Here is a 19,804-nt window from a genome sequence, read left to right on the forward strand (position 1 = left end):
AATGAGCAACCCGAGCCGCGCCGGTTTCAACCTCTCGCGCTGGGCGCTGGAGCATGCCCCGCTGACGCGCTACCTGATGGTGGTGCTGATGGTGCTGGGCTTCGCCGCCTACTTCCAACTGGGTCAGGACGAGGATCCGCCGTTCACCTTCCGCGCGATGGTCGTGCAGGCCTACTGGCCGGGCGCGACGCCGCAGCAGATGGCCGAGCAGGTCACCGACAAGATCGAACGCACCCTGCAGGAGGTGCCGCACGCCGACAAGATCCGAAGCTACACCAAGCCGGGGGAGTCGCTCACCATCTTCCAGGTGAAGGACAACACCGCGCCGGGCGAGGTGCCGCAGCTCTGGTACACGGTCCGCAAGAAGATCGGCGACCTGCGCGCCACGCTGCCGCAGGGCGTGCTGGGACCGTTCTTCAACGATGAATTCGGCGACGTCTACGGCTCGATCTTCGCGCTGTCGTCCGACGGCGGCTTCTCCATCGAGGAACTGCGCCAGCAGGCCGAGGCCGTGCGCTCCGAACTGCTGCGCGTGCAGGACGTGGCCAAGGTCGATCTCTTCGGCGTCCAGGCCGAGAAGCTCTTCATCGAGATCTCCCAGAAGCGGCTCGCCGAACTGGGCCTGGACTTCAACCAGGTCGTCTCGCAGCTCAACGCGCAGAACGCGGTCGAGAGCGCCGGCACGATGAACGCCGGCAGCGCCAACGTGCAGATCCGCATCGAGGGCCAGCTCAACTCGGTCCAGGCGCTGAGCGAATTCCCGATCCGCGGCACCAACACGCAGACCGGCGTGGCCAGCAGCATCCGCCTGGGCGACATCGCCAAGGTCCGCCGCGGCTACGTCGATCCGGCCACGACCATGGTCCGCTACAACGGCAAGCAGGTCGTCGCGCTGGGCGTGTCGATGGGCAAGGGCGGCGACATCATCGCGCTGGGCAAGGCGCTGCAGGTCAGCGTCAAGCGGCTGCAGCAGCAGCTGCCGGCCGGCATCTCGCTGCAGCAGATCCAGGACCAGCCCAGCGCCGTGAAGAGCTCGGTGGGCGAGTTCGTGCACGTGCTGATCGAGGCCGTCGTCGTGGTGCTGGGCGTGAGCTTCATCGCGCTGGGCCTGCACACCAAGCCGCTGCGCATCGACGTGTGGCCGGGCCTGGTCGTGGGCATCACCATCCCGCTGGTGCTGGCGATCACCTTCGTCGTGATGCTCTACGCCGGCGTGGGGCTGCACAAGATCTCGCTGGGGTCGCTGATCATCGCGCTGGGCCTGCTCGTCGACGACGCCATCATTGCCGTCGAGATGATGGTGCGCAAGCTCGAAGAGGGCTACGACAAGATGCACGCGGCGACGTACGCCTACGACGCCACCGCCAAGCCGATGCTGACCGGCACGCTGATCACCGCGGTCGGCTTCCTGCCGATCGGCCTGGCGAAGTCCACCGTCGGCGAGTACACCTACGCCATCTTCGCGGTGACCGCGGCGGCGCTGGTGATCTCGTGGCTCGTGTCGGTCTACTTCGTGCCCTACCTGGGCGCACTGCTGCTGAAGACCCGCGCCGGTCACGAGGGCGAAGCACATGAAGTCTTCGACACACCGTTCTACAACCGCTTCCGTCGCTGGGTCGCCTGGTGTGTGTACAACCGCTGGAAGACCATCGGCCTGACCATCCTGGTGTTCGTGCTCGGCCTGGCCGGCATGGGCAAGGTGCAGCAGCAGTTCTTCCCGGACTCGAGCCGGCCGGAGATCCTCGTCGACCTGTGGCTGCCCGAGGGCGCCACGATCGAGGAGAGCAACGTCATCGCCAAGCGCTTCGAGGCCCGCATGGCCAAGGAGCCGCTGGTCGGCAGCATCGCGACCTGGGTGGGCTCGGGCGTGCCGCGCTTCTACCTGCCGCTGGACCAGATCCTGCCCAACACCAACGTCAGCCAGGCCATCATCCTGCCGAAGTCGCTGGCCGACCGCGAGACCTTGCGCCACAAGCTGCCGCAGATCCTGGCGCAGGAGTTCTCCGAGGTGCGCGGCCGCGTGAAGCTGCTGCCCAACGGGCCGCCGGTGCCGTATCCGGTGCAGTTCCGCATCGCCGGCGACGATCCCGCGCAGCTGCGGATCTACGCCGACCGCGCCAAGGAGCAGATGCGCGCCAACCCCAACATGGTGGGCGTCAACGACAACTGGAACGAGGCCATCAAGGTCCTGCGCCTGCAGGTCGACCAGGACAAGGCGCGCGCGCTCGGCGTTACCAGCCAGAGCATCGCGCAGGCAGCGCGCATCCTCGTGACCGGCACGACGGTGGCGCAGTACCGCGAGGCCGACCGCTTGATCGACATCGTCCTGCGCCAGCCGGTGCAGGAGCGCGACACGCTGTCCGAACTTGCCAACGCCTACGTGCCGACGGCCTCGGGCCGCTCGGTGCCGCTGACGCAGATCGCCAAGCCCCAGTTCACCTGGGAGCCGGGCGTGATGCACCGCGAGAGCCGCCAGTTCGCGATCACCGTGCAGGGCGACGTCATCGAGGGCCTGCAGGGCGCGACCGTGACCACGCAGCTCTGGCCCGCGCTCGACGCGATGCAGAAGGAGATGCCGCCCGGCTATTCGATCTCGATCGCCGGCGCGGTGGAGGAAAGCAGCAAGGGCACCGGCTCGATCGCGGCCGGCGTGCCCATCATGCTGTTCATCACCTTCACGCTGCTGATGCTGCAGCTGCACAGCTTCTCGCGCGCCATGCTGGCCTTCCTGACCGGCTTCCTCGGCATCGCGGGCGTGTCCGCGGCGCTGCTGCTGCTGAACCGGCCGTTCGGTTTCGTCGCGCTGCTGGGCGTGATCGCGCTGATGGGCATGATCCAGCGGAACTCCGTCATCCTGATCGACCAGATCGAGCAGGACCGCAGCCGCGGCGTGCCGCCGGCGCAGGCCATCGTCGAATCCGCCGTGCGTCGTCTGCGCCCGATCGCGCTGACCGCCGCGGCGGCCGTGCTGGCGATGGTGCCGCTGTCGCGCAGCGTGTTCTGGGGCCCGATGGCCGTGGCCATCATGGGCGGCCTGATCGTGGCCACCGTGCTGACGCTGCTGGCGCTGCCGGCGATGTATGCGGCCTGGTTCCGCGTCGAACGGGACAAGGACGCGGGCATCGCGCCGTCCACGCACTGAGCCGGCACTGATCGCCCGCTGACGACGCAAGCACCCCCGCAGGGGTTTCCCCCGCCCGGGACGGGCGGGGGTGCGTCGGAAAGCGTCGATTCCTTGATTACAATCGCCGGTTTTCCGGATCGCGGAGGGCAGGGGCCTGGGCTCCTCCTTCGCGTCAAAGAATTACCAGGGGGCCGTCGAGCGGACTGCGCGCCGACAGCGCGCAGCGAACGCGACGACCTCAGTTCACCCGGCGCGGGTGGCGAAATTGGTAGACGCACCAGGTTTAGGTCCTGACGCCTTCACGGGCGTGCCGGTTCGAGTCCGGCCCCGCGCACCACACTCTCAACTGATTCCGAGTCCACTATGGCTGTCACCGTCGAAACTCTCGAAAAGCTCGAACGCCGCATCACGCTCACGCTGGCGGCCACTGTCATCAACTCCGAAGTCGAGTCCCGCCTGAAGAAGCTGGCCCGCACGGTCAAGGCCGACGGCTTCCGTCCCGGCAAGGTGCCGATGTCCTTCGTGGCCCAGCGCTACGGCGCGCAGGTCCAGTACGAAGTCGTCAACGACAAGCTGGGCGAGGCCTTCAGCGCCGCCGCCAACGAAGCCAAGCTGCGCGTCGCCGGCATGCCCAGCATCGCCCAGAAGGACGAGGCGGCTGAAGGCGAACTGGCCTTCGACGCGACCTTCGAGGTCTACCCCGAAGTCAAGATCGCCGATCTGGCCGACGCCGAGATCGAGCGCGTCGCCGCCGAGGTCACCGAAGAGGCCATCGACAAGACCGTCGAGATCCTGCGCAAGCAGCGCCGTTCGTTCGCCCAGCGCGGCGCGGCGGATGTGGCCGCCGACGGCGACCGCGTCACCATCGACTTCGAAGGCAAGATCGACGGCGAACCCTTCGCCGGCGGCAAGGCCGACGGCTTCCAGTTCCTGCTGGGCGAAGGCCAGATGCTCGAAGCCTTCGAGAAGGCCGTGCGCGGCATGAAGGCCGGCGAATCCAAGACCTTCCCGCTCGCCTTCCCCGAGGACTATCACGGCAAGGACGTCGCCGGCAAGGAAGCCGACTTCCTGGTCACGGTCAAGAAGATCGAGGCCCAGCACCTGCCCGACGTGAACGAATCGTTCGCCAAGGCCCTGGGCATCAAGGAAGGCACGGTCGAGGCCCTGCGCGCCGACATCAAGAAGAACCTCGAGCGCGAAGTGAAGTTCCGCGTGCTGGCCAAGAACAAGGGCGCCGCGATGGACGCGCTGGTCGGCAAGGCCGAGCTGGACGTGCCCAAGTCGCTGATCGCCGGTGAAGCCGAGCGCATGGTCGCCAACGCCCGCGAAGACCTGAAGAAGCGCGGCATCAAGGACGCCGACAAGGCTCCGATCCCCGCCGAGCTGTTCAACGACCAGGCCGAGAAGCGCGTGCGCCTGGGTCTGGTGGTCGCCGAGCTGGTCCGTTCGCAGAACCTGCAGGCCAAGCCCGAGCAGCTGCAGGCCCACATCGAAGAGATCTCGCAAAGCTACGAGAAGCCGGCGGAAGTCGTGCGCTGGTACCTGTCGGACCGCGAGCGCATGGCCGAGGTCGAAGCCGTCGTGATCGAGAACAACGTGACCGACTTCATCCTGGGCAAGGCCAAGATCACCGACAAGCAGCTGCCGTTCGACGAGCTGATGGCCACGGCCTGATCGTCGGACACACGGTCCTGGCGCAGGGTTTTTCGGCGTTGCTCTTGATTCGCCGCAATTCCATCGCCAAGTAAGGCGCCAGGCCGCAAGGCCGGCGCCTTTTTCTTTCCCCGGCGCTACCGTCGCAAAGGCGGCACCCCGAAGGGGGCCACCCTCGGACGGTCAGGGGATGGAGCGCACGACATAATGGTTTGTCGTGATCTCGAACCACATCAGAGGATTTCATGAGCGCGCTTGAAACCAGCAACCTGGGCATGGTGCCCATCGTCATCGAACAGTCGGGCCGCGGCGAGCGCGCCTACGACATCTACAGCCGCCTGCTGCGCGAGCGCATCGTCTTCCTGGTCGGCCCGGTGAACGATGCCGTCGCCAACCTGGTGGTCGCGCAGCTGCTGTTCCTGGAGAGCGAGAACCCCGAGAAGGAGATCTCGCTGTACATCAACTCGCCGGGTGGCAGCGTCTCTGCCGGCATGTCGATCTACGACACCATGCAGTTCATCAAGCCGTCGGTGTCGACGCTGTGCATGGGCATGGCCGCGTCCATGGGTGCCTTCCTGCTGGCCGCGGGCGAGAAGGGCAAGCGCTTCGCGCTGCCGAACTCCAAGATCATGATCCACCAGCCGCTGGGCGGCGCGCAGGGTCAGGCCACGGACATCGAGATCCACGCCCGCGAGATCCTCAAGACCCGCGAGCAGCTCAACCGCATCCTGGCGGAGCGCACCGGCCAGAGCCTGGAGAAGATCCAGGCCGACACCGAGCGCGACTACTTCATGTCCGCGGCCGAGTCGGCGACCTACGGCCTGATCGACAAGGTCATCGAGAAGCGCTGAGACGCGGATCGGGTCCGGGGCCGGGCCCACTCCCGGTGTGCGGCGGCGTCCCTGTGGGGCGCCGCTTGCCTTTCTCCGGGCTCCGACCCCGTCGCGCCTTCGATCCCCGTCCCGGTTCAATGCCCAACCTTGCCGACGCGTCGGGCAGGGGATTTCCCAAGCATGAGAAGTCTTCTGACCGGTACGGATCGAACTGTCGGCGCCGCACGCCAACTGACCGCCCGTTGACCGCACCAACTGACCACTCTTAGGGGCTTTTATCCCCCCAAGGGTGGTGCCGGCAATTGAACTATCATCAATGCAGGCACTTGCCTGTATTCCCCGCAGCCCTTCAGCAGCCCCAGCAGCACTCCCATGGCCGAGAAAAAAGGCAACTCCAGCGAAAAAGTCTTGTATTGCTCCTTCTGCGGCAAGAGCCAGCATGAGGTCAAGAAGCTGATCGCGGGCCCGTCGGTGTTCATCTGCGACGAGTGCATCGAGCTGTGCAACGACATCATCCGCGACGAGGTCCCCGCCGAGGCGGCGACCGGCGGACGTGCCAGCAAATCGGACCTGCCCGTCCCCAGCGAGATCAAGACGACGCTCGACCAGTACGTGATCGGCCAGGACGTCGCCAAGCGCACCCTGTCCGTCGCGGTCTACAACCACTACAAGCGGCTGCGCCACGCGGCCGACACGAAGGACGGCGTCGAACTGTCCAAGAGCAACATCCTGCTGATCGGACCGACCGGTTCGGGCAAGACGCTGCTCGCGCAGACGCTGGCGCGCGTCCTGAACGTCCCGTTCGTGATCGCCGATGCGACGACGCTGACCGAGGCCGGCTATGTTGGCGAGGACGTCGAGAACATCATCCAGAAGCTGCTGCAGAACTGCAATTACGACGTCGAACGCGCACAGCGCGGCATCGTCTACATCGACGAGATCGACAAGATCAGCCGCAAGGCGGACAACCCCTCGATCACGCGCGACGTGTCGGGCGAGGGCGTCCAGCAGGCGCTGCTGAAGCTGGTCGAAGGCACGATGGCCTCCGTCCCCCCGCAGGGCGGCCGCAAGCATCCGAACCAGGACTTCCTGCAGATCGACACGACCAACATCCTGTTCATCTGCGGCGGCGCCTTCGACGGCCTGGAGAAACTGATCCAGAACCGCTCCGAGCGCTCGGGCATCGGCTTCAGCGCCGACGTCAAGAGCAAGAGCGACAAGAAGGTCGGCGAGCTGTTCCGCGAAGTCGAACCCGGCGACCTGATCAAGTTCGGCCTGATCCCGGAACTGGTCGGCCGCCTGCCGGTGATCGCCACGCTGGGCGAGCTGACCGAGGACGCGCTGGTGCAGATCCTGACCGAGCCGCGCAATGCGCTGGTCAAGCAGTACCAGCAGCTGTTCTCGATGGACGGCGTCGAACTGGAAGTGCGTCCGTCGGCGCTGAGCGCCGTCGCGCGCAAGGCGCTGGCCCGCAAGACCGGGGCCCGCGGCCTGCGCTCGATCGTCGAGCACGCGCTGATCGACACCATGTTCGAGCTGCCGTCGCTGGAGAGCGTCGCCAAGGTCGTGCTGGACGAACACAACATCGACGAGGACACCAAGCCGTTGCTGGTCTATCGCGAAACCAAGGCCAGCGCCTGAGGTCGCGAGGACACCCCGGGCGATTCGCTTGCCATCACTTCACGTGGAAAGCAATCGCTCAAAGGCTATTGAACGGCACCTTGTAATTGGTAGCTCGGGCCCTAGATGGGCTTGAGAAAGAGAGGTTTTCATGTCCGGTCATCCGATCCTCCCCGCGGAACCCATCACGCTGCCGCTGCTCCCGCTGCGCGACGTGGTCGTGTTCCCGCACATGGTGATCCCGCTCTTCGTGGGTCGTCCCAAGTCCATCAAGGCCTTGGAAGCGGCGATGGAAGCAGGGCGCCAGATCATGCTGGTCGCGCAGAAGGCGGCCGGCAAGGACGAACCCAAGCCCGACGACATGTTCGAGATGGGTTGCGTCTCCAGCATCCTGCAGATGCTGAAGCTGCCCGACGGCACGGTGAAGGTGCTGGTCGAGGGCCTGCAACGCGCGACGACGAGCAAGATCGAGGACGGTGAAGAGCACTTCACCGCCGAGGTCGTGCCCATTCCGCCCGAAGCCGACGACCAGCCCGAGGTCGAAGCCCTGCGCCGCGCCGTGACGCAGCAGTTCGACCAGTACGTCAAGCTGAACAAGAAGATCCCGCCGGAGATCCTGACGTCCATCGCCGGCATCGACGATGCCGGTCGCCTGGCCGACACGATCGCCGCGCACCTGCCGCTCAAGCTCGACGCGAAGCAGTCGGTGCTGGACCTGTCCGAAGTGGGCAAGCGGCTGGAGAAGCTGCTGGACCTGCTGGAGCACGAGGTCGACATCCTGCAGGTGGAAAAGCGCATCCGCGGCCGCGTCAAGCGCCAGATGGAGAAGTCCCAGCGCGAGTACTACCTGAACGAGCAGGTCAAGGCCATCCAGAAGGAGCTGGGCGACGGCGAGGAAGGCGCCGACATGGAGGAGCTGGAGAAGAAGATCCAGGCTGCTCGCATGCCGAAGGAAGCGCGCAAGAAGGCCGAGTCCGAGCTCAAGAAGCTCAAGCTGATGTCGCCGATGTCCGCGGAAGCGACCGTCGTGCGCAACTACATCGACACGCTGGTCAACCTGCCGTGGGCGAAGAAGACCAAGATCAAGCACGACCTGGCCAACGCCGAGGCGGTGCTGAACGAGGACCACTACGGCCTCGACAAGGTCAAGGAACGCATCCTCGAGTACCTCGCGGTGCAGCAGCGCGTCGACAAGGTCAAGGCACCCATCCTGTGCCTGGTCGGACCTCCGGGCGTGGGCAAGACCTCGCTGGGGCAGTCGGTGGCGCGCGCCACGGGCCGCAAGTTCGTCCGCATGGCGCTGGGCGGCGTGCGCGACGAGGCCGAGATCCGCGGTCACCGCCGCACCTACATCGGCTCCATGCCGGGCAAGGTGATCCAGAGCCTGAGCAAGGTCGGCACGCGCAATCCGCTGTTCCTGCTCGACGAGATCGACAAGCTGGGCATGGACTTCCGCGGCGATCCGTCGTCGGCGCTGCTGGAGGTGCTGGACCCCGAGCAGAACCACACCTTCGCCGACCATTACATCGAGGTCGACTACGACCTGAGCGACGTGATGTTCGTGGCGACGTCGAACTCGCTGAACATTCCGCCGGCGCTGCTGGACCGGATGGAGGTCATCCGTCTGTCGGGTTACACCGAGGACGAGAAGGTCAACATCGCCCAGCGCTACCTGCTGCCCAAGCAACGGGGCAACAACGGCGTGAAGGACGAGGAGCTCGAGGTCACGGAAGACGCGATCCGCGGCGTGATCCGCTACTACACCCGGGAAGCCGGCGTGCGGTCGCTGGAGCGCGAGATCTCCAAGATCTGCCGCAAGGTCGTCAAGGGTCTGCAGCTGAAGACCTACGACGGCAAGGTGGTCGTCAACGAGGACAACCTCAACGAGTTCCTGGGCGTTCGCAAGTACGACTTCGGTCGTGCGGAGAAGAAGAACCAGGTCGGTCAGGTGGTCGGCCTGGCGTGGACGGAAGTGGGCGGCGATCTGCTGACCATCGAAGCCACCGCGATGCCGGGCAAGGGCACCATCATCCGCACCGGCTCGCTGGGCGACGTGATGAAGGAGTCGGTCGAGGCGGCGCGCACGGTGGTGCGTTCGCGGGCTCGTCGCCTGGGCATCAAGGACGAGCTCTTCGAGAAGCGCGACATCCACGTGCACGTGCCTGACGGCGCGACGCCCAAGGACGGTCCGAGCGCGGGCATCGCGATGACGACGGCCTTCGTGTCGGCGCTGACCGGGATCCCGGTGCGGGCCGATGTGGCGATGACCGGCGAGATCACGCTGCGCGGCGAGGTCACGGCGATCGGCGGCCTGAAGGAGAAGCTCCTGGCGGCGCATCGCGGCGGCATCAAGACGGTCATGATTCCGGAAGAGAACGTCAAGGACCTGCAGGACATTCCGGAGAACGTGAAGAACCAGCTCGAGATCGTGCCGGTCCGCTGGATCGACCGCGTGCTCGAAGTGGCGCTGGAGACCTACCCGCAGGCGCTGCCTGAGGAAGAGGTCGCTGCCGCGACGACGACGCCGGCCGAGAAGGTCGCGGATCCGAAGCCGGATGCCGGCGATTCGCTGAAGCACTGATTCGTTCGCGAATCCCCATGACAACGGCGCCTTCGGGCGCCGTTGTTCGTTTCAGCGTGATGAGCGATCGCGCAGGGGAAGCGGCGTTTGGGCGATCTTCATAAAGAAGTCGCCGAACTCTTGCGGGAGCGTCAAAAACCGTTCTATACTCTCGGCTTCAGCGCAAACGGTGCAGCAGCAACAAAGCAATTCGCAAGGATTGCACGGCAGTTGAGGCAGGGAGTGTGTTGAAGACCTGCGGGAATAGCTCAGTTGGTAGAGCGCAACCTTGCCAAGGTTGAGGTCGCGAGTTCGAGCCTCGTTTCCCGCTCCAGGTTTAAAAGAATGGAAGCCCCGGCTTCCATTTTTTATCGAAGTCGGACAACCAAATCCGGCTTCTACAGAATCCCGTCCAGGGTTCTGGGGCGCGATAGCAAAGCGGTTATGCCCCGGATTGCAAATCCGGTCAGTCCGGTTCGACTCCGGATCGCGCCTCCAAAGAATGGACATTGCGGGAATAGCTCAGTTGGTAGAGCGCAACCTTGCCAAGGTTGAGGTCGCGAGTTCGAGCCTCGTTTCCCGCTCCAAACGACACCAAAGGTCGGTTGGGGTGATTCATCACTCCGCTGTCCTGCGATGCGGGAATAGCTCAGTTGGTAGAGCGCAACCTTGCCAAGGTTGAGGTCGCGAGTTCGAGCCTCGTTTCCCGCTCCAAATCCTCAAAAGGGAAGCCTCACCGGCTTCCCTTTTTTCTTTGTCGGTCGCCGTGATAATGCGCGCTCACTCCGACATGGAATCGATGCGGAGTCGTCGCGCCTCGATGGTGAAATTGGTAGACACAGCGGACTTAAAATCCGCCGCCCTCAACCGGCGTACGGGTTCGAGTCCCGTTCGAGGCACCACGCGATCGGCTTCCAGAGACCGCAGCGCATGGGCATGTTTGTGCAGGAACTGTTGAACCCGGGCGTTCGCAAGCGCGAAGTCTTCGGCTGGTCGATGTACGACTTCGCCAACTCGGGCTACACCACCGTCGTCCTGACCGCCGTCTACAACGCGTACTTCGTCGGCGTCATCGCCAAGGGCCAGCCGTCGGCCACGCTGCTCTGGACCGTGCTGATCGCGGTGTCCAGCTTCCTGGTGATGGTGACCATGCCGGGCCTGGGCGCGTGGGCCGATGCGCATGGCGCGAAGAAGAAGCTGCTGGGCATCTGCACGCTCGGCTGCGTGCTGTCGACCGCCGCGCTGGCGGTGTTCGGTGCCGAGCAGCTGTGGTGGGCGGCGGCGGCTGTCGTGATCTCCAACGTGTTCTTCTCGTACGGCGAATCGCTGATCGCGGCGTTTCTGCCGGAGCTCGCGCGTCGCGATGCGCTCGGGCGCGTGTCGGGTTGGGGATGGGCCTTCGGTTATCTGGGCGGGATGCTCGCGCTCGGTCTGTGCCTGGGTTACGTGCTGAGCGCGCAGGCGCGCGGCGACTCTGCCGATCACTTCGTGCCCGTCACCATGCTGATCACCGCCGGCCTGTACCTGCTCGCCGCGCTCCCGACTTTCCTGTTGCTGCGCGAGCGCGCCGATCCCTGCGCCACGCGCCGCGCCGCGCGCATGGGGTCAGGTCTTTCCCAGTTGTGGACCTCCTGGCAGCGCGCCCGCGCGTACCCCGATTTCCTGCGCCTGCTGGCCTGCGGGACCAGCTATCAGGCCGGGATCGCCGTCGTCATCGCGCTCGCGGCGGTCTACGCTGAACAGGCGCTCGGCTTCTCGCAGGCGCAGACGATGACGCTGGTGTTCCTTGTGAACATTGCCTCCGCCGTCGGCGCGTTCCTGTTCGGGTACTACGAGGACCGCATCGGCCATCAGCCCGCGCTCGCGATCACGCTGGTCGGCTGGATGGTCATGACGCTGCTGGCCTTCCTGGCGACGAGCGCCTGGCTGTTCTGGATCGCCGCGGTGATCGCGGGGCTGTGCATGGGCTCCAGCCAGTCCTGCGGCCGTGCGCTGGCGGGCGCGCTCGCGCCTCATGACCGTCTGGCCGAGTTCTTCGGCCTGTGGACCTTCGCCACGCGTCTCGCCGCCATCATCGGTCCGCTGACCTACGGCGCGGTCACGGTGCTGACGGCGGGCAACCACCGGCTCGCCATCCTCGCGACCGGCGTGTTCTTCGTCCTGGGTTATTGGCTGCTGAGACGCGTCGACATGACGCGAGGACTCGCGCGCGCGTTGATCTGAGTTCGGCGCCGACGTGTCGAGGCGTATTCAGGCGGAGATGCGTGTCGCCGTCACGTCGCGCCAGCCGAGCGCCTCGCGCGCCAGGTGCTGCAGCGGCGCGGGGTCGCCGGTGCTTTCGAGCACGATCGCCGCAGGCCCTGACGCGACCGGGCCGAGGCTCTCCCACACGCGCCGGGCCTGACGCGCCACGGCGTCCTCGATGTTGAGCAGCTGCACGCCGTCGCCGAGCGCGGCCTGGATGCGCGCCTGCACCAGCGGATAGTGGGTGCAGCCGAGCAATACCGTGTCGACGCCGCGCTCCCGCAGCGGCGCACAGAAGCGCTCGATCAGATCGCCGAGCTCGGCGCTGCGCAGATCGCCACGCTCGATCAGCGTGACCAGTCCGGGGCAGGGCTGGCTGATCAGTTCGACATCGCTCGCATGCGCGGCGACGAGCTGCTCGAAACGCCGGCTCGCGATCGTCGCTGTCGTGGCCATCACGCCGATGCGGCCATTGCGCGTCGCGGCCACGGCCGGCTTCACGCCCGGCTCGATGCCCACGACCGGCCAATCCGGCCAGCGCTCGCGCATCGCCTGCACCGCATGCGCCGTCGCCGTGTTGCAGGCCACCACCGCCATCCGTGCGCCGACCTCGCGCAGGCGCTCGGCCACGCGCACGCTGCGCTCGACGATGTACTCGCTGCTGCGGTCCCCATAGGGCGCATGCGCCGTGTCCGCGACGTAATGGAGCGGCACATCGGGCAACTGCTCGCGCAATGCCTTCAGCACGGTCAGCCCGCCGACGCCGGAATCGAAGACCCCGATGCAGGGGACGAGCGGGCGGGTGTCCGGGGGGCTTGCGAGCGCACTCGCGGGGGAGTTCTGGGGAGCGCTGGAGGGAGGGGGCAGGGGAGGCACGGGACTCGCGGCGTGATCGTGGGGAGGGGCGATGCGGTGTGTCGGGAGCGCAGTCTAGAGGAATCCCTCATTCCTGCCGTGAACCGCTTGGCAGCGGCGGCGCTATGGCTAGAATAGAACGATCGTTCGTTTTATTTTCGAGCCGGCGCCGAGGAGACGCTCGCGGATTTCCGGGATCCCCGGGACGGGAGCAGGGGTGCATGACGGCTGGGAGACACGGGAGCGCCCCGGGGCTCCCATAGAATCTGATTAACGTTAACGTCAATCCGCTTGGAGTGCTTCGATGAAGGTATTGGTCCCCGTCAAACGAGTCGTCGATTACAACGTCAAGGTGCGCGTCAAGAGTGACGGGACCGGCGTGGACATCGCCAACGTGAAGATGTCGATGAACCCCTTCGACGAGATCGCCGTCGAGGAAGCCGTCCGCCTGAAGGAGAAGGGCGTGGTCACCGAGGTGATCGCCGTCTCCTGCGGCGTCACGCAGTGCCAGGAAACCCTGCGCACCGCGATGGCCATCGGCGCCGACCGCGCGATCCTGGTCGAGACCCCCGCCGACCTCGAACTGCAGCCGCTGGCCGTGGCCAAGCTGCTGAAGGCGCTGGTCGACAAGGAACAGCCGCAGCTGGTGATCCTGGGCAAGCAGGCCATCGACGACGATTGCAACCAGACCGGCCAGATGCTGGCCGCGCTGACCGGCCTGCCGCAGGGCACGTTCGCGTCGAAGGTGGAAGTCGCCGACGGCAAGGTCAACGTGACGCGTGAAGTCGACGGCGGCCTGGAGACGGTCAGCCTGACGCTGCCCGCGGTCGTGACGACCGACCTGCGTCTGAACGAGCCGCGTTACGTGACGCTGCCCAACATCATGAAGGCGAAGAAGAAGCAGCTCGACGTGGTCAAGCCCGCCGACCTGGGCGTGGACGTGTCGCCGCGCATCAACACGCTGTCGGTGGCCGAGCCGCCCAAGCGCAGCGCCGGCATCAAGGTGCCGGACGTGGCCACGCTGGTCACGAAGCTGAAGACCGAAGCGAAGGTCATCTGAACCTCAGAACAAGATCCGGAGATAAGACATGACCATCCTCGTCATCGCTGAACACGACAACGCCTCGCTCAAGGGCGCCACGCACCACGTCGTCACCGCCGCCGCCGCCATCGGCGGCGACGTGCACGTGCTGGTCGCCGGCTCGAACGCCGGCGCCGCCGCGCAGGCCGCCGCGAAGATCTCGGGCGTCGCCAAGGTCCTGCACGCCGACGGCGCGCAGTTCGCCGACGGCCTGGCCGAGAACGTCGCCGCCCAGGTGATCGCCATCGCCAAGGACTACTCGCACGTCCTGTTCCCGGCCACCGCCGCCGGCAAGAACGTCGCGCCGCGCGTTGCCGCGCTGCTGGACGTCGGCCAGGTGAGCGACATCACCAAGGTCGTCGGCCCCGACACCTTCGAGCGCCCGATCTACGCCGGCAACGCGATCGCGACCGTGCAGTCGACCGACGCCGTCAAGGTGATCACCGTGCGCACGACCGGCTTCGACTCCGCGGCTGAAGGCGGCAGCGCCGCCGTGGAATCGCTGTCCGGCGTGGCCGACAGCGGCAAGAGCAGCTTCGTCGGCCGTGAGGTCACGAAGAGCGATCGCCCCGAACTGACCGCCGCCAAGATCATCGTGTCCGGCGGCCGCGCGCTGGGCAGCAGCGACAAGTTCAACGAAGTGCTGACCCCCCTGGCCGACAAGCTGAACGCCGCGCTGGGCGCCTCGCGCGCTGCGGTGGACGCAGGCTATGCGCCCAACGACTGGCAGGTCGGACAGACCGGCAAGATCGTGGCGCCGCAGCTGTACATCGCCGCCGGCATCTCCGGCGCGATCCAGCATCTGGCCGGCATGAAGGACTCCAAGGTGATCGTGGCGATCAACAAGGATCCGGAAGCGCCGATCTTCTCGGTGGCCGACTACGGCCTGGAAGCCGACCTGTTCACGGCTGTGCCTGAACTGGTCAAGGCGCTGTAATCCATCGCTGAGCATCGCGACCGCATCGAACGGTCGCCGACAAGACCAAGGGCGCCCGCCGACGACGCGCGGCGCCCTTTTTTCATCCGGAGACAACCCCCATGACCTACCGCGCCCCGATCAAGGACATGCTGTTCGACATGCAGGCCCTGGCCGGCCTGCAGACGCTGGCCGAGCAGATCCCCGCGTTTGCCGACCACGGCCTGGACACCGCGCAGGCGGTGCTCGAGGAATCGGCCAAGCTGAACGAGGACGTGATCGCGCCGCTGAACGTCGAAGGCGACAGGAATCCGTCGTATTGGAAGAACGGCGAAGTCTTCGCGACGCCGGGCTTCAAGGCGGCGTTCAAGCAGTACGCCGAGGGCGGCTGGCAGGGCCTGCAGCATCCGGAGGCGTATGGGGGTCAGGCCTTGCCCAAGACCATCGGCGCGGCCTGCGGCGAGATCGTGCAGGCGGCCAACGTCAGCTTCGCGCTGTGCCCGCTGCTGACCGACGGCGCGATCGAGGCGCTGCTGGTCGCGGGCTCCGAGGAGCAGAAGCAGACCTTCATCCCGAAACTGATCTCCGGCGAGTGGACCGGCACCATGAACCTGACCGAGCCGCAGGCCGGTTCGGACCTCGCGATGGTGCGCACGCGCGCGGAGCCGCAGGGCGACGGCACCTACAAGGTCTTCGGCACGAAGATCTTCATCACCTGGGGCGAGCACGACATGGCGGACAACATCGTCCACCTGGTGCTGGCGCGGGTGCCGGGCGCGCCCGAAGGCGTGAAGGGCATCAGCCTGTTCCTGGTGTCCAAGTTCCTGGTCAACGCCGACGGCTCGCTGGGCGCGCGCAACGACGCGCACTGCGTGTCCATCGAGCACAAGCTCGGCATCAAGGCGAGCCCGACGGCCGTCCTGCAGTTCGGCGATCACGGCGGCGCCATCGGTACGCTGATCGGCGAGGAGAACCGCGGCCTCGAATACATGTTCATCATGATGAACGCGGCCCGCTTCGGCGTCGGCGTGCAGGGCATCGCGGTGGCGGACCGCGCCTACCAGAAGGCGGTCGAGTACGCGAAGGACCGCGTGCAGTCGCGTCCAGTCGACGGCTCGTCGAAGGACGCCGCGGCGATCATTCATCACCCCGACGTGCGTCGCATGCTGATGACGCAGCGCGCGCTGGTCGAAGGTTGCCGCGCGATGGCGATCGACGCCGCCGCGGCCTACGACATGGCCCACCACCACGAGGACGCCGAGACCCGCCAGCAGGCGCAGGCCTTCTACGAGTTCATGGTGCCGCTGGTGAAGGGCTACAGCACCGAGATGAGCCTGGAGGTGACCTCGCTGGGCGTGCAGGTGCACGGCGGCATGGGCTTCATCGAGGAGACCGGAGCGGCGCAGTACTACCGCGACGCGCGCATCCTGCCGATCTACGAAGGCACGACGGCGATCCAGGCCAACGACCTGGTCGGCCGCAAGACGGTGCGCGACGGCGGCGCGTTCGCGCGCAGTGTCGCGGCGCAGGTCGAGGAGACCGAAGGCGCGCTGGCCGCCAACGGCAGCGCCGACGCGCTGGCGGTGCGCACGCAGCTGGCCGCGGCACGCGCAGCCTTCGTCGAGGTCGTCGACTTCATCGCGGCCAACGGCAAGGCCAAGCCGAACGCGGCCTTCGCCGGCTCGGTGCCTTACCTGATGGTCGGCGGCAACCTGATGGCGGGCTGGCAGCTGGCGCGCTCGCTGCTCGCCGCGCAGGAGCTCAAGGCGGCCGGTGAAGACGTCGCCTTCATGGACGCCAAGATCGTCACCGCGCGCTTCTACGCCGAGCACATCCTGCCCCGCTGCGCCGCGCAGCGCGACGCGGTCGTCAACGGCGCGGACAGCGTGATGGCCCTGCCCGTCGACGCGTTCTGACGCGTTCGGACGTGTTCTGAGCGTCCTGATCCCGTCGCATCGAGATTCATCGAAGAGGAGACACGAGGTGGCACTTCCCCCGCTGTTCAACAAGCTGCGTCTGCCGGTCATCGGCTCGCCGCTGTTCATCATCAGCAATCCCAAGCTGGTGATCGCGCAATGCAAGGCTGGCATCGTCGGCTCGATGCCGTCGCTGAACGCCCGTCCGGCCGAGCTGCTCGACGACTGGCTCGCCGAGATCACCGAGACGCTGGCCGCGCATGACCGCGCGCATCCGGAGTCGCCGGCCGCGCCGTTCGCGATCAACCAGATCGTGCACAAGAGCAACGACCGGCTCGACCACGACATGGCCCTGTGCGCCAAGTACAAGGTGCCCATCGTGATCACCTCGCTGGGCGCGCGCGAGGACGTCAACGCCGCGGTACACGGCTGGGGCGGCATCGTGCTGCACGACATCATCAACAACAAGTTCGCCAAGAAGGCGATCGAGAAGGGCGCCGACGGCCTGATCGCCGTCGCCGCGGGCGCGGGCGGCCACGCCGGCGTGAAGAGTCCCTTCGCGCTGATCCAGGAGATCCGCGAGTGGTTCGACGGCCCGCTGGCGCTGTCGGGCTCGATGGCCAGCGGCGACGCGATCCTCGCGGCGCGGGCGATGGGCGCGGACCTCGCCTACATCGGCTCGGCCTTCATCGCGACCGAGGAAGCGCGCGCCTCCGACGACTACAAGCAGATGATCGTCGAGAGCAACAGCGACGACATCGTCTACAGCAACCTGTTCACCGGCGTGCACGGCAACTACCTGAAGGGCTCGATCGTCAAGGCGGGCCTGGATCCGGAGAACCTGCCCGAGAGCGATCCGACGAAGATGAACTTCGGCGGCACAGGTGCGAAGGCCTGGAAGGATGTCTGGGGCAGCGGCCAGGGCATCGGTGCGATCCGCGAGGTGCTGCCCGCCGGTGAGCTGGTGGCGCGCTTCGGTCGCGAATACCAGGCGGCGCGGGAGCGCCTCGCGCTGGCCTGACGACCGGCAGCGGTCACCCCGCGTTCCCCCGCTTCACCCCCTCGACGCCCCGCCTAGCGGGGCGTTGTCGTTTCTGCCTTTGCCCGTTCGCCGTTTCCCTCTTCCATTTCGCGTATCCCCCACCGTACTCCGTCCGGTTGTGCGTCCGTTCACGCTTTCGCGGGGAATGCCCCCTCATCAGGGGGTGGTCAAGCGTTGCATATCGCCCGTGGTGCGCGATTGGCGACGTCGTCGGGTTGCCAATCGACCGTGCGTGACACCGGTATCGCCCGCAATCCGTTGAAGACTTCACGGTCGACTGATTTCACAACGTGATTGCTACTTTCGCATTGCTGAACTCGATAGACCTGAAATGTAAGCGGTGGTTTCATAGACAGACATTTCGTCGTGAGGGAGCGCAAACAAATGAAATTGGCCGACGTCCGGATCGGATCACGTCTTGCCGCGGCATTCGCGGTCGTCTTCGTGCTGCTGCTGGTGATCCTCGGGGTGGGGATCCGCGTGATCGACGGGGTCAACGCGACCATGGGGCGGGTGGTCGAGGACCGCTACGCGCTGATCGCGCTGACCACGCAGGTCAAGAGCGTGGGGGACCGCGGCGCGATCACCATCGGCCGGCTGCTGCTGGCGGCGACGCCCGAGGCGACCAAGAAGTACATGGACGAGTACGCGGGGATCCGGCAGACCAACTCGGACAACCTCGCCCGGCTCGAGAAGATGCTGGCCGACGACGAGAGCAAGGCCCTCTTCGCCGAACAGTCGACGGCGCGCAAGGAGTACGGCGCGCTGGTGCGCAAGATCTTCGAGCTGCTGGCCGCGGGCGACCGCGACGGCGCGATGGCGATCTACCAGGACCAGTTGGCCGGACCGCAGGCGCGCTACTACGCGCTGATCGACAAGATGGTCGACTTCCAGGCCGCCCGCATGGCGGCGGACGTGGCCGAGGCCAACGAGCGCTCGCAAGGCGCCAAGCTCGACATGATCGTGGCGTCGGCGCTGGCGCTGCTGATGGGCGTGGCGACCGCGTTCTTCATCACGCGCTCGATCACGCAGCCGATCGAGGGCGCCATCGAGCTGGCCGAGCGCGTCGCCGCCGGCGACCTGACCTACCGCATCCGCGCCAACGGCAAGGACGAGGTGGCGCGGCTGATGTCCGCGCTGCAGAACATGGTCGAGAACCTGCACCGCATCGTGACCGAAGTCCGCACCGGCGCGGACACCATCGCCAACGCGGCGCAGGAGGTGGCGCAGGGCAACCAGGACCTGGCGGCGCGCACCGAGCAGCAGGCGGCGGCGCTGGAGGAAACGGCCTCGGCGATGGAACAGCTGACGGCGTCGGTGCGCATGAGCGCCGACAACGCCGGCGAGGCCGACCGCTCCGCGTCGTCGGCATCGGGCATCGCCACGCAGGGCGGCGAGGTGGTGGGGCAGGTGGTCGAGACGATGACGTCGATCTCCGCGGCCTCGCGCCGCATCGTCGAGATCATCGGCGTCATCGACGGCATCGCGTTCCAGACCAACATCCTCGCGCTCAACGCGGCGGTCGAGGCGGCGCGCGCGGGCGAGCAGGGCCGCGGCTTCGCGGTCGTGGCGTCGGAGGTGCGCAGCCTGGCGCAGCGCAGCGCGACGGCGGCCAAGGAGATCAAGCGGCTCATCGACGACTCGGTGTCGCAGGTCGAGGCCGGCGGCCGCATGGTCGAGCAGGCCGGCCAGACCATGCAGCAGGTCGTGGGCAGCATCCGGCACGTGAGCCACATCGTGGCCGAGATCAGCGCCTCCAGCCGCGAGCAGAGCGCGGGCATCGAGCAGGTCAACGCGGCGGTCGTGCAGATGGACGACTCGACGCAGAAGAACGCCTCGATGGTCGAGCAGAGCACCGCCGCGGCGCGTGCGCTGCAGGAGCAGGCGCATCAGCTCAACGACGCCGTGCGCGCCTTCGCGCTATGAGGATGCCGTGCGCGCCTTCGCGCCATGAGGACGC

At 66.6% G+C, this 19,804-nt stretch carries 12 protein-coding genes and 6 tRNA genes; 17 read left to right on the forward strand and 1 reads right to left on the reverse strand.

The window, feature by feature from the left end:
• The first annotated feature begins 1 nt into the window (after position 1).
• The 12 genes from ACQZ13_RS09570 (at position 2) to ACQZ13_RS09625 (ending at position 12,013) form a co-directional block, all read left to right on the forward strand.
• Positions 2-3,142 (forward strand): efflux RND transporter permease subunit, encoded by a 3,141-nt coding sequence (locus ACQZ13_RS09570; protein ID WP_088403553.1) that lies wholly within the window; start codon positions 2-4, stop codon positions 3,140-3,142.
• Positions 3,143-3,374: 232 nt separating this feature from the next.
• Positions 3,375-3,461 (forward strand) — tRNA-Leu (locus ACQZ13_RS09575).
• Between the two features lie 26 nt (positions 3,462-3,487).
• Positions 3,488-4,798, forward strand: coding sequence for a trigger factor (gene tig, locus ACQZ13_RS09580; RefSeq protein ID WP_431051360.1), 1,311 nt, complete (start codon positions 3,488-3,490; stop codon positions 4,796-4,798).
• A gap of 224 nt (positions 4,799-5,022) precedes the next feature.
• Positions 5,023-5,628, forward strand: coding sequence for an ATP-dependent Clp endopeptidase proteolytic subunit ClpP (gene clpP / locus ACQZ13_RS09585; RefSeq protein WP_067275631.1), 606 nt, complete (start codon positions 5,023-5,025; stop codon positions 5,626-5,628).
• A gap of 354 nt (positions 5,629-5,982) precedes the next feature.
• Positions 5,983-7,251 carry an ATP-dependent Clp protease ATP-binding subunit ClpX gene (clpX, locus tag ACQZ13_RS09590; protein ID WP_067275628.1) on the forward strand — a complete coding sequence of 423 codons (1,269 nt, stop codon included), beginning with the start codon at positions 5,983-5,985 and terminating at the stop codon, positions 7,249-7,251.
• Between the two features lie 130 nt (positions 7,252-7,381).
• Positions 7,382-9,811, forward strand: a complete 2,430-nt coding sequence (gene lon, locus ACQZ13_RS09595; RefSeq protein ID WP_431051363.1) for an endopeptidase La — start codon at positions 7,382-7,384, stop codon at positions 9,809-9,811.
• Between the two features lie 237 nt (positions 9,812-10,048).
• A tRNA-Gly gene (locus tag ACQZ13_RS09600) sits at positions 10,049-10,124 on the forward strand.
• Between the two features lie 90 nt (positions 10,125-10,214).
• Positions 10,215-10,288 (forward strand) — tRNA-Cys (locus tag ACQZ13_RS09605).
• A gap of 13 nt (positions 10,289-10,301) precedes the next feature.
• Positions 10,302-10,377 (forward strand) — tRNA-Gly (locus ACQZ13_RS09610).
• A gap of 51 nt (positions 10,378-10,428) precedes the next feature.
• Positions 10,429-10,504 (forward strand) — tRNA-Gly (locus ACQZ13_RS09615).
• Positions 10,505-10,604: 100 nt separating this feature from the next.
• Positions 10,605-10,692 (forward strand) — tRNA-Leu (locus ACQZ13_RS09620).
• A gap of 28 nt (positions 10,693-10,720) precedes the next feature.
• Entirely contained in the window at positions 10,721-12,013 is a 1,293-nt protein-coding gene (locus tag ACQZ13_RS09625) for an MFS transporter (protein ID WP_431051365.1), read from the forward strand.
• Positions 12,014-12,040: 27 nt separating this feature from the next.
• Here the strand turns inward: ACQZ13_RS09625 and murI are convergent, their stop codons facing one another.
• Positions 12,041-12,910 carry a glutamate racemase gene (murI, locus tag ACQZ13_RS09630; RefSeq protein ID WP_431051367.1) on the reverse strand — a complete coding sequence of 290 codons (870 nt, stop codon included), beginning with the start codon at positions 12,908-12,910 and terminating at the stop codon, positions 12,041-12,043.
• Positions 12,911-13,193: 283 nt separating this feature from the next.
• Here murI and ACQZ13_RS09635 point away from each other — a divergent pair, with 283 nt between their 5' ends.
• The 5 genes from ACQZ13_RS09635 (at position 13,194) to ACQZ13_RS09655 (ending at position 19,770) form a co-directional block, all read left to right on the forward strand.
• Positions 13,194-13,949: an electron transfer flavoprotein subunit beta/FixA family protein gene (locus ACQZ13_RS09635; protein WP_431051369.1), complete on the forward strand. Its 756-nt coding sequence runs from the start codon at positions 13,194-13,196 to the stop codon at positions 13,947-13,949.
• Positions 13,950-13,977: 28 nt separating this feature from the next.
• A complete protein-coding gene (locus tag ACQZ13_RS09640) occupies positions 13,978-14,907 on the forward strand; it encodes an electron transfer flavoprotein subunit alpha/FixB family protein (protein WP_431051371.1) in 930 nt (309 codons plus the stop codon).
• 101 nt (positions 14,908-15,008) lie between these two features.
• Positions 15,009-16,802, forward strand: coding sequence for an acyl-CoA dehydrogenase (locus tag ACQZ13_RS09645; protein ID WP_431051373.1), 1,794 nt, complete (start codon positions 15,009-15,011; stop codon positions 16,800-16,802).
• 67 nt (positions 16,803-16,869) lie between these two features.
• Entirely contained in the window at positions 16,870-17,823 is a 954-nt protein-coding gene (locus tag ACQZ13_RS09650) for an NAD(P)H-dependent flavin oxidoreductase (protein WP_088403560.1), read from the forward strand.
• 405 nt (positions 17,824-18,228) lie between these two features.
• Complete coding sequence (locus tag ACQZ13_RS09655) at positions 18,229-19,770, forward strand: methyl-accepting chemotaxis protein (RefSeq protein ID WP_431051375.1); 1,542 nt, start codon at positions 18,229-18,231, stop codon at positions 19,768-19,770.
• Positions 19,771-19,804: the final 34 nt, after the last annotated feature.

Source organism: Roseateles sp. L2-2 (genome assembly GCF_050613215.1).
GTDB lineage: Bacteria > Pseudomonadota > Gammaproteobacteria > Burkholderiales > Burkholderiaceae_C > Roseateles > Roseateles noduli.

Coding starts and splice junctions, on each gene's coding strand:
- ACQZ13_RS09655 (WP_431051375.1), top strand. CDS start 18,229: ATGAAATTGGCCGACGTCCGGATCGGATCACGTCTTGCCGCGGCATTC.
- lon (WP_431051363.1), top strand. CDS start 7,382: ATGTCCGGTCATCCGATCCTCCCCGCGGAACCCATCACGCTGCCGCTG.
- clpP (WP_067275631.1), top strand. CDS start 5,023: ATGAGCGCGCTTGAAACCAGCAACCTGGGCATGGTGCCCATCGTCATC.
- ACQZ13_RS09640 (WP_431051371.1), top strand. CDS start 13,978: ATGACCATCCTCGTCATCGCTGAACACGACAACGCCTCGCTCAAGGGC.
- ACQZ13_RS09625 (WP_431051365.1), top strand. CDS start 10,721: ATGGGCATGTTTGTGCAGGAACTGTTGAACCCGGGCGTTCGCAAGCGC.
- ACQZ13_RS09635 (WP_431051369.1), top strand. CDS start 13,194: ATGAAGGTATTGGTCCCCGTCAAACGAGTCGTCGATTACAACGTCAAG.
- ACQZ13_RS09645 (WP_431051373.1), top strand. CDS start 15,009: ATGACCTACCGCGCCCCGATCAAGGACATGCTGTTCGACATGCAGGCC.
- clpX (WP_067275628.1), top strand. CDS start 5,983: ATGGCCGAGAAAAAAGGCAACTCCAGCGAAAAAGTCTTGTATTGCTCC.
- tig (WP_431051360.1), top strand. CDS start 3,488: ATGGCTGTCACCGTCGAAACTCTCGAAAAGCTCGAACGCCGCATCACG.
- ACQZ13_RS09570 (WP_088403553.1), top strand. CDS start 2: ATGAGCAACCCGAGCCGCGCCGGTTTCAACCTCTCGCGCTGGGCGCTG.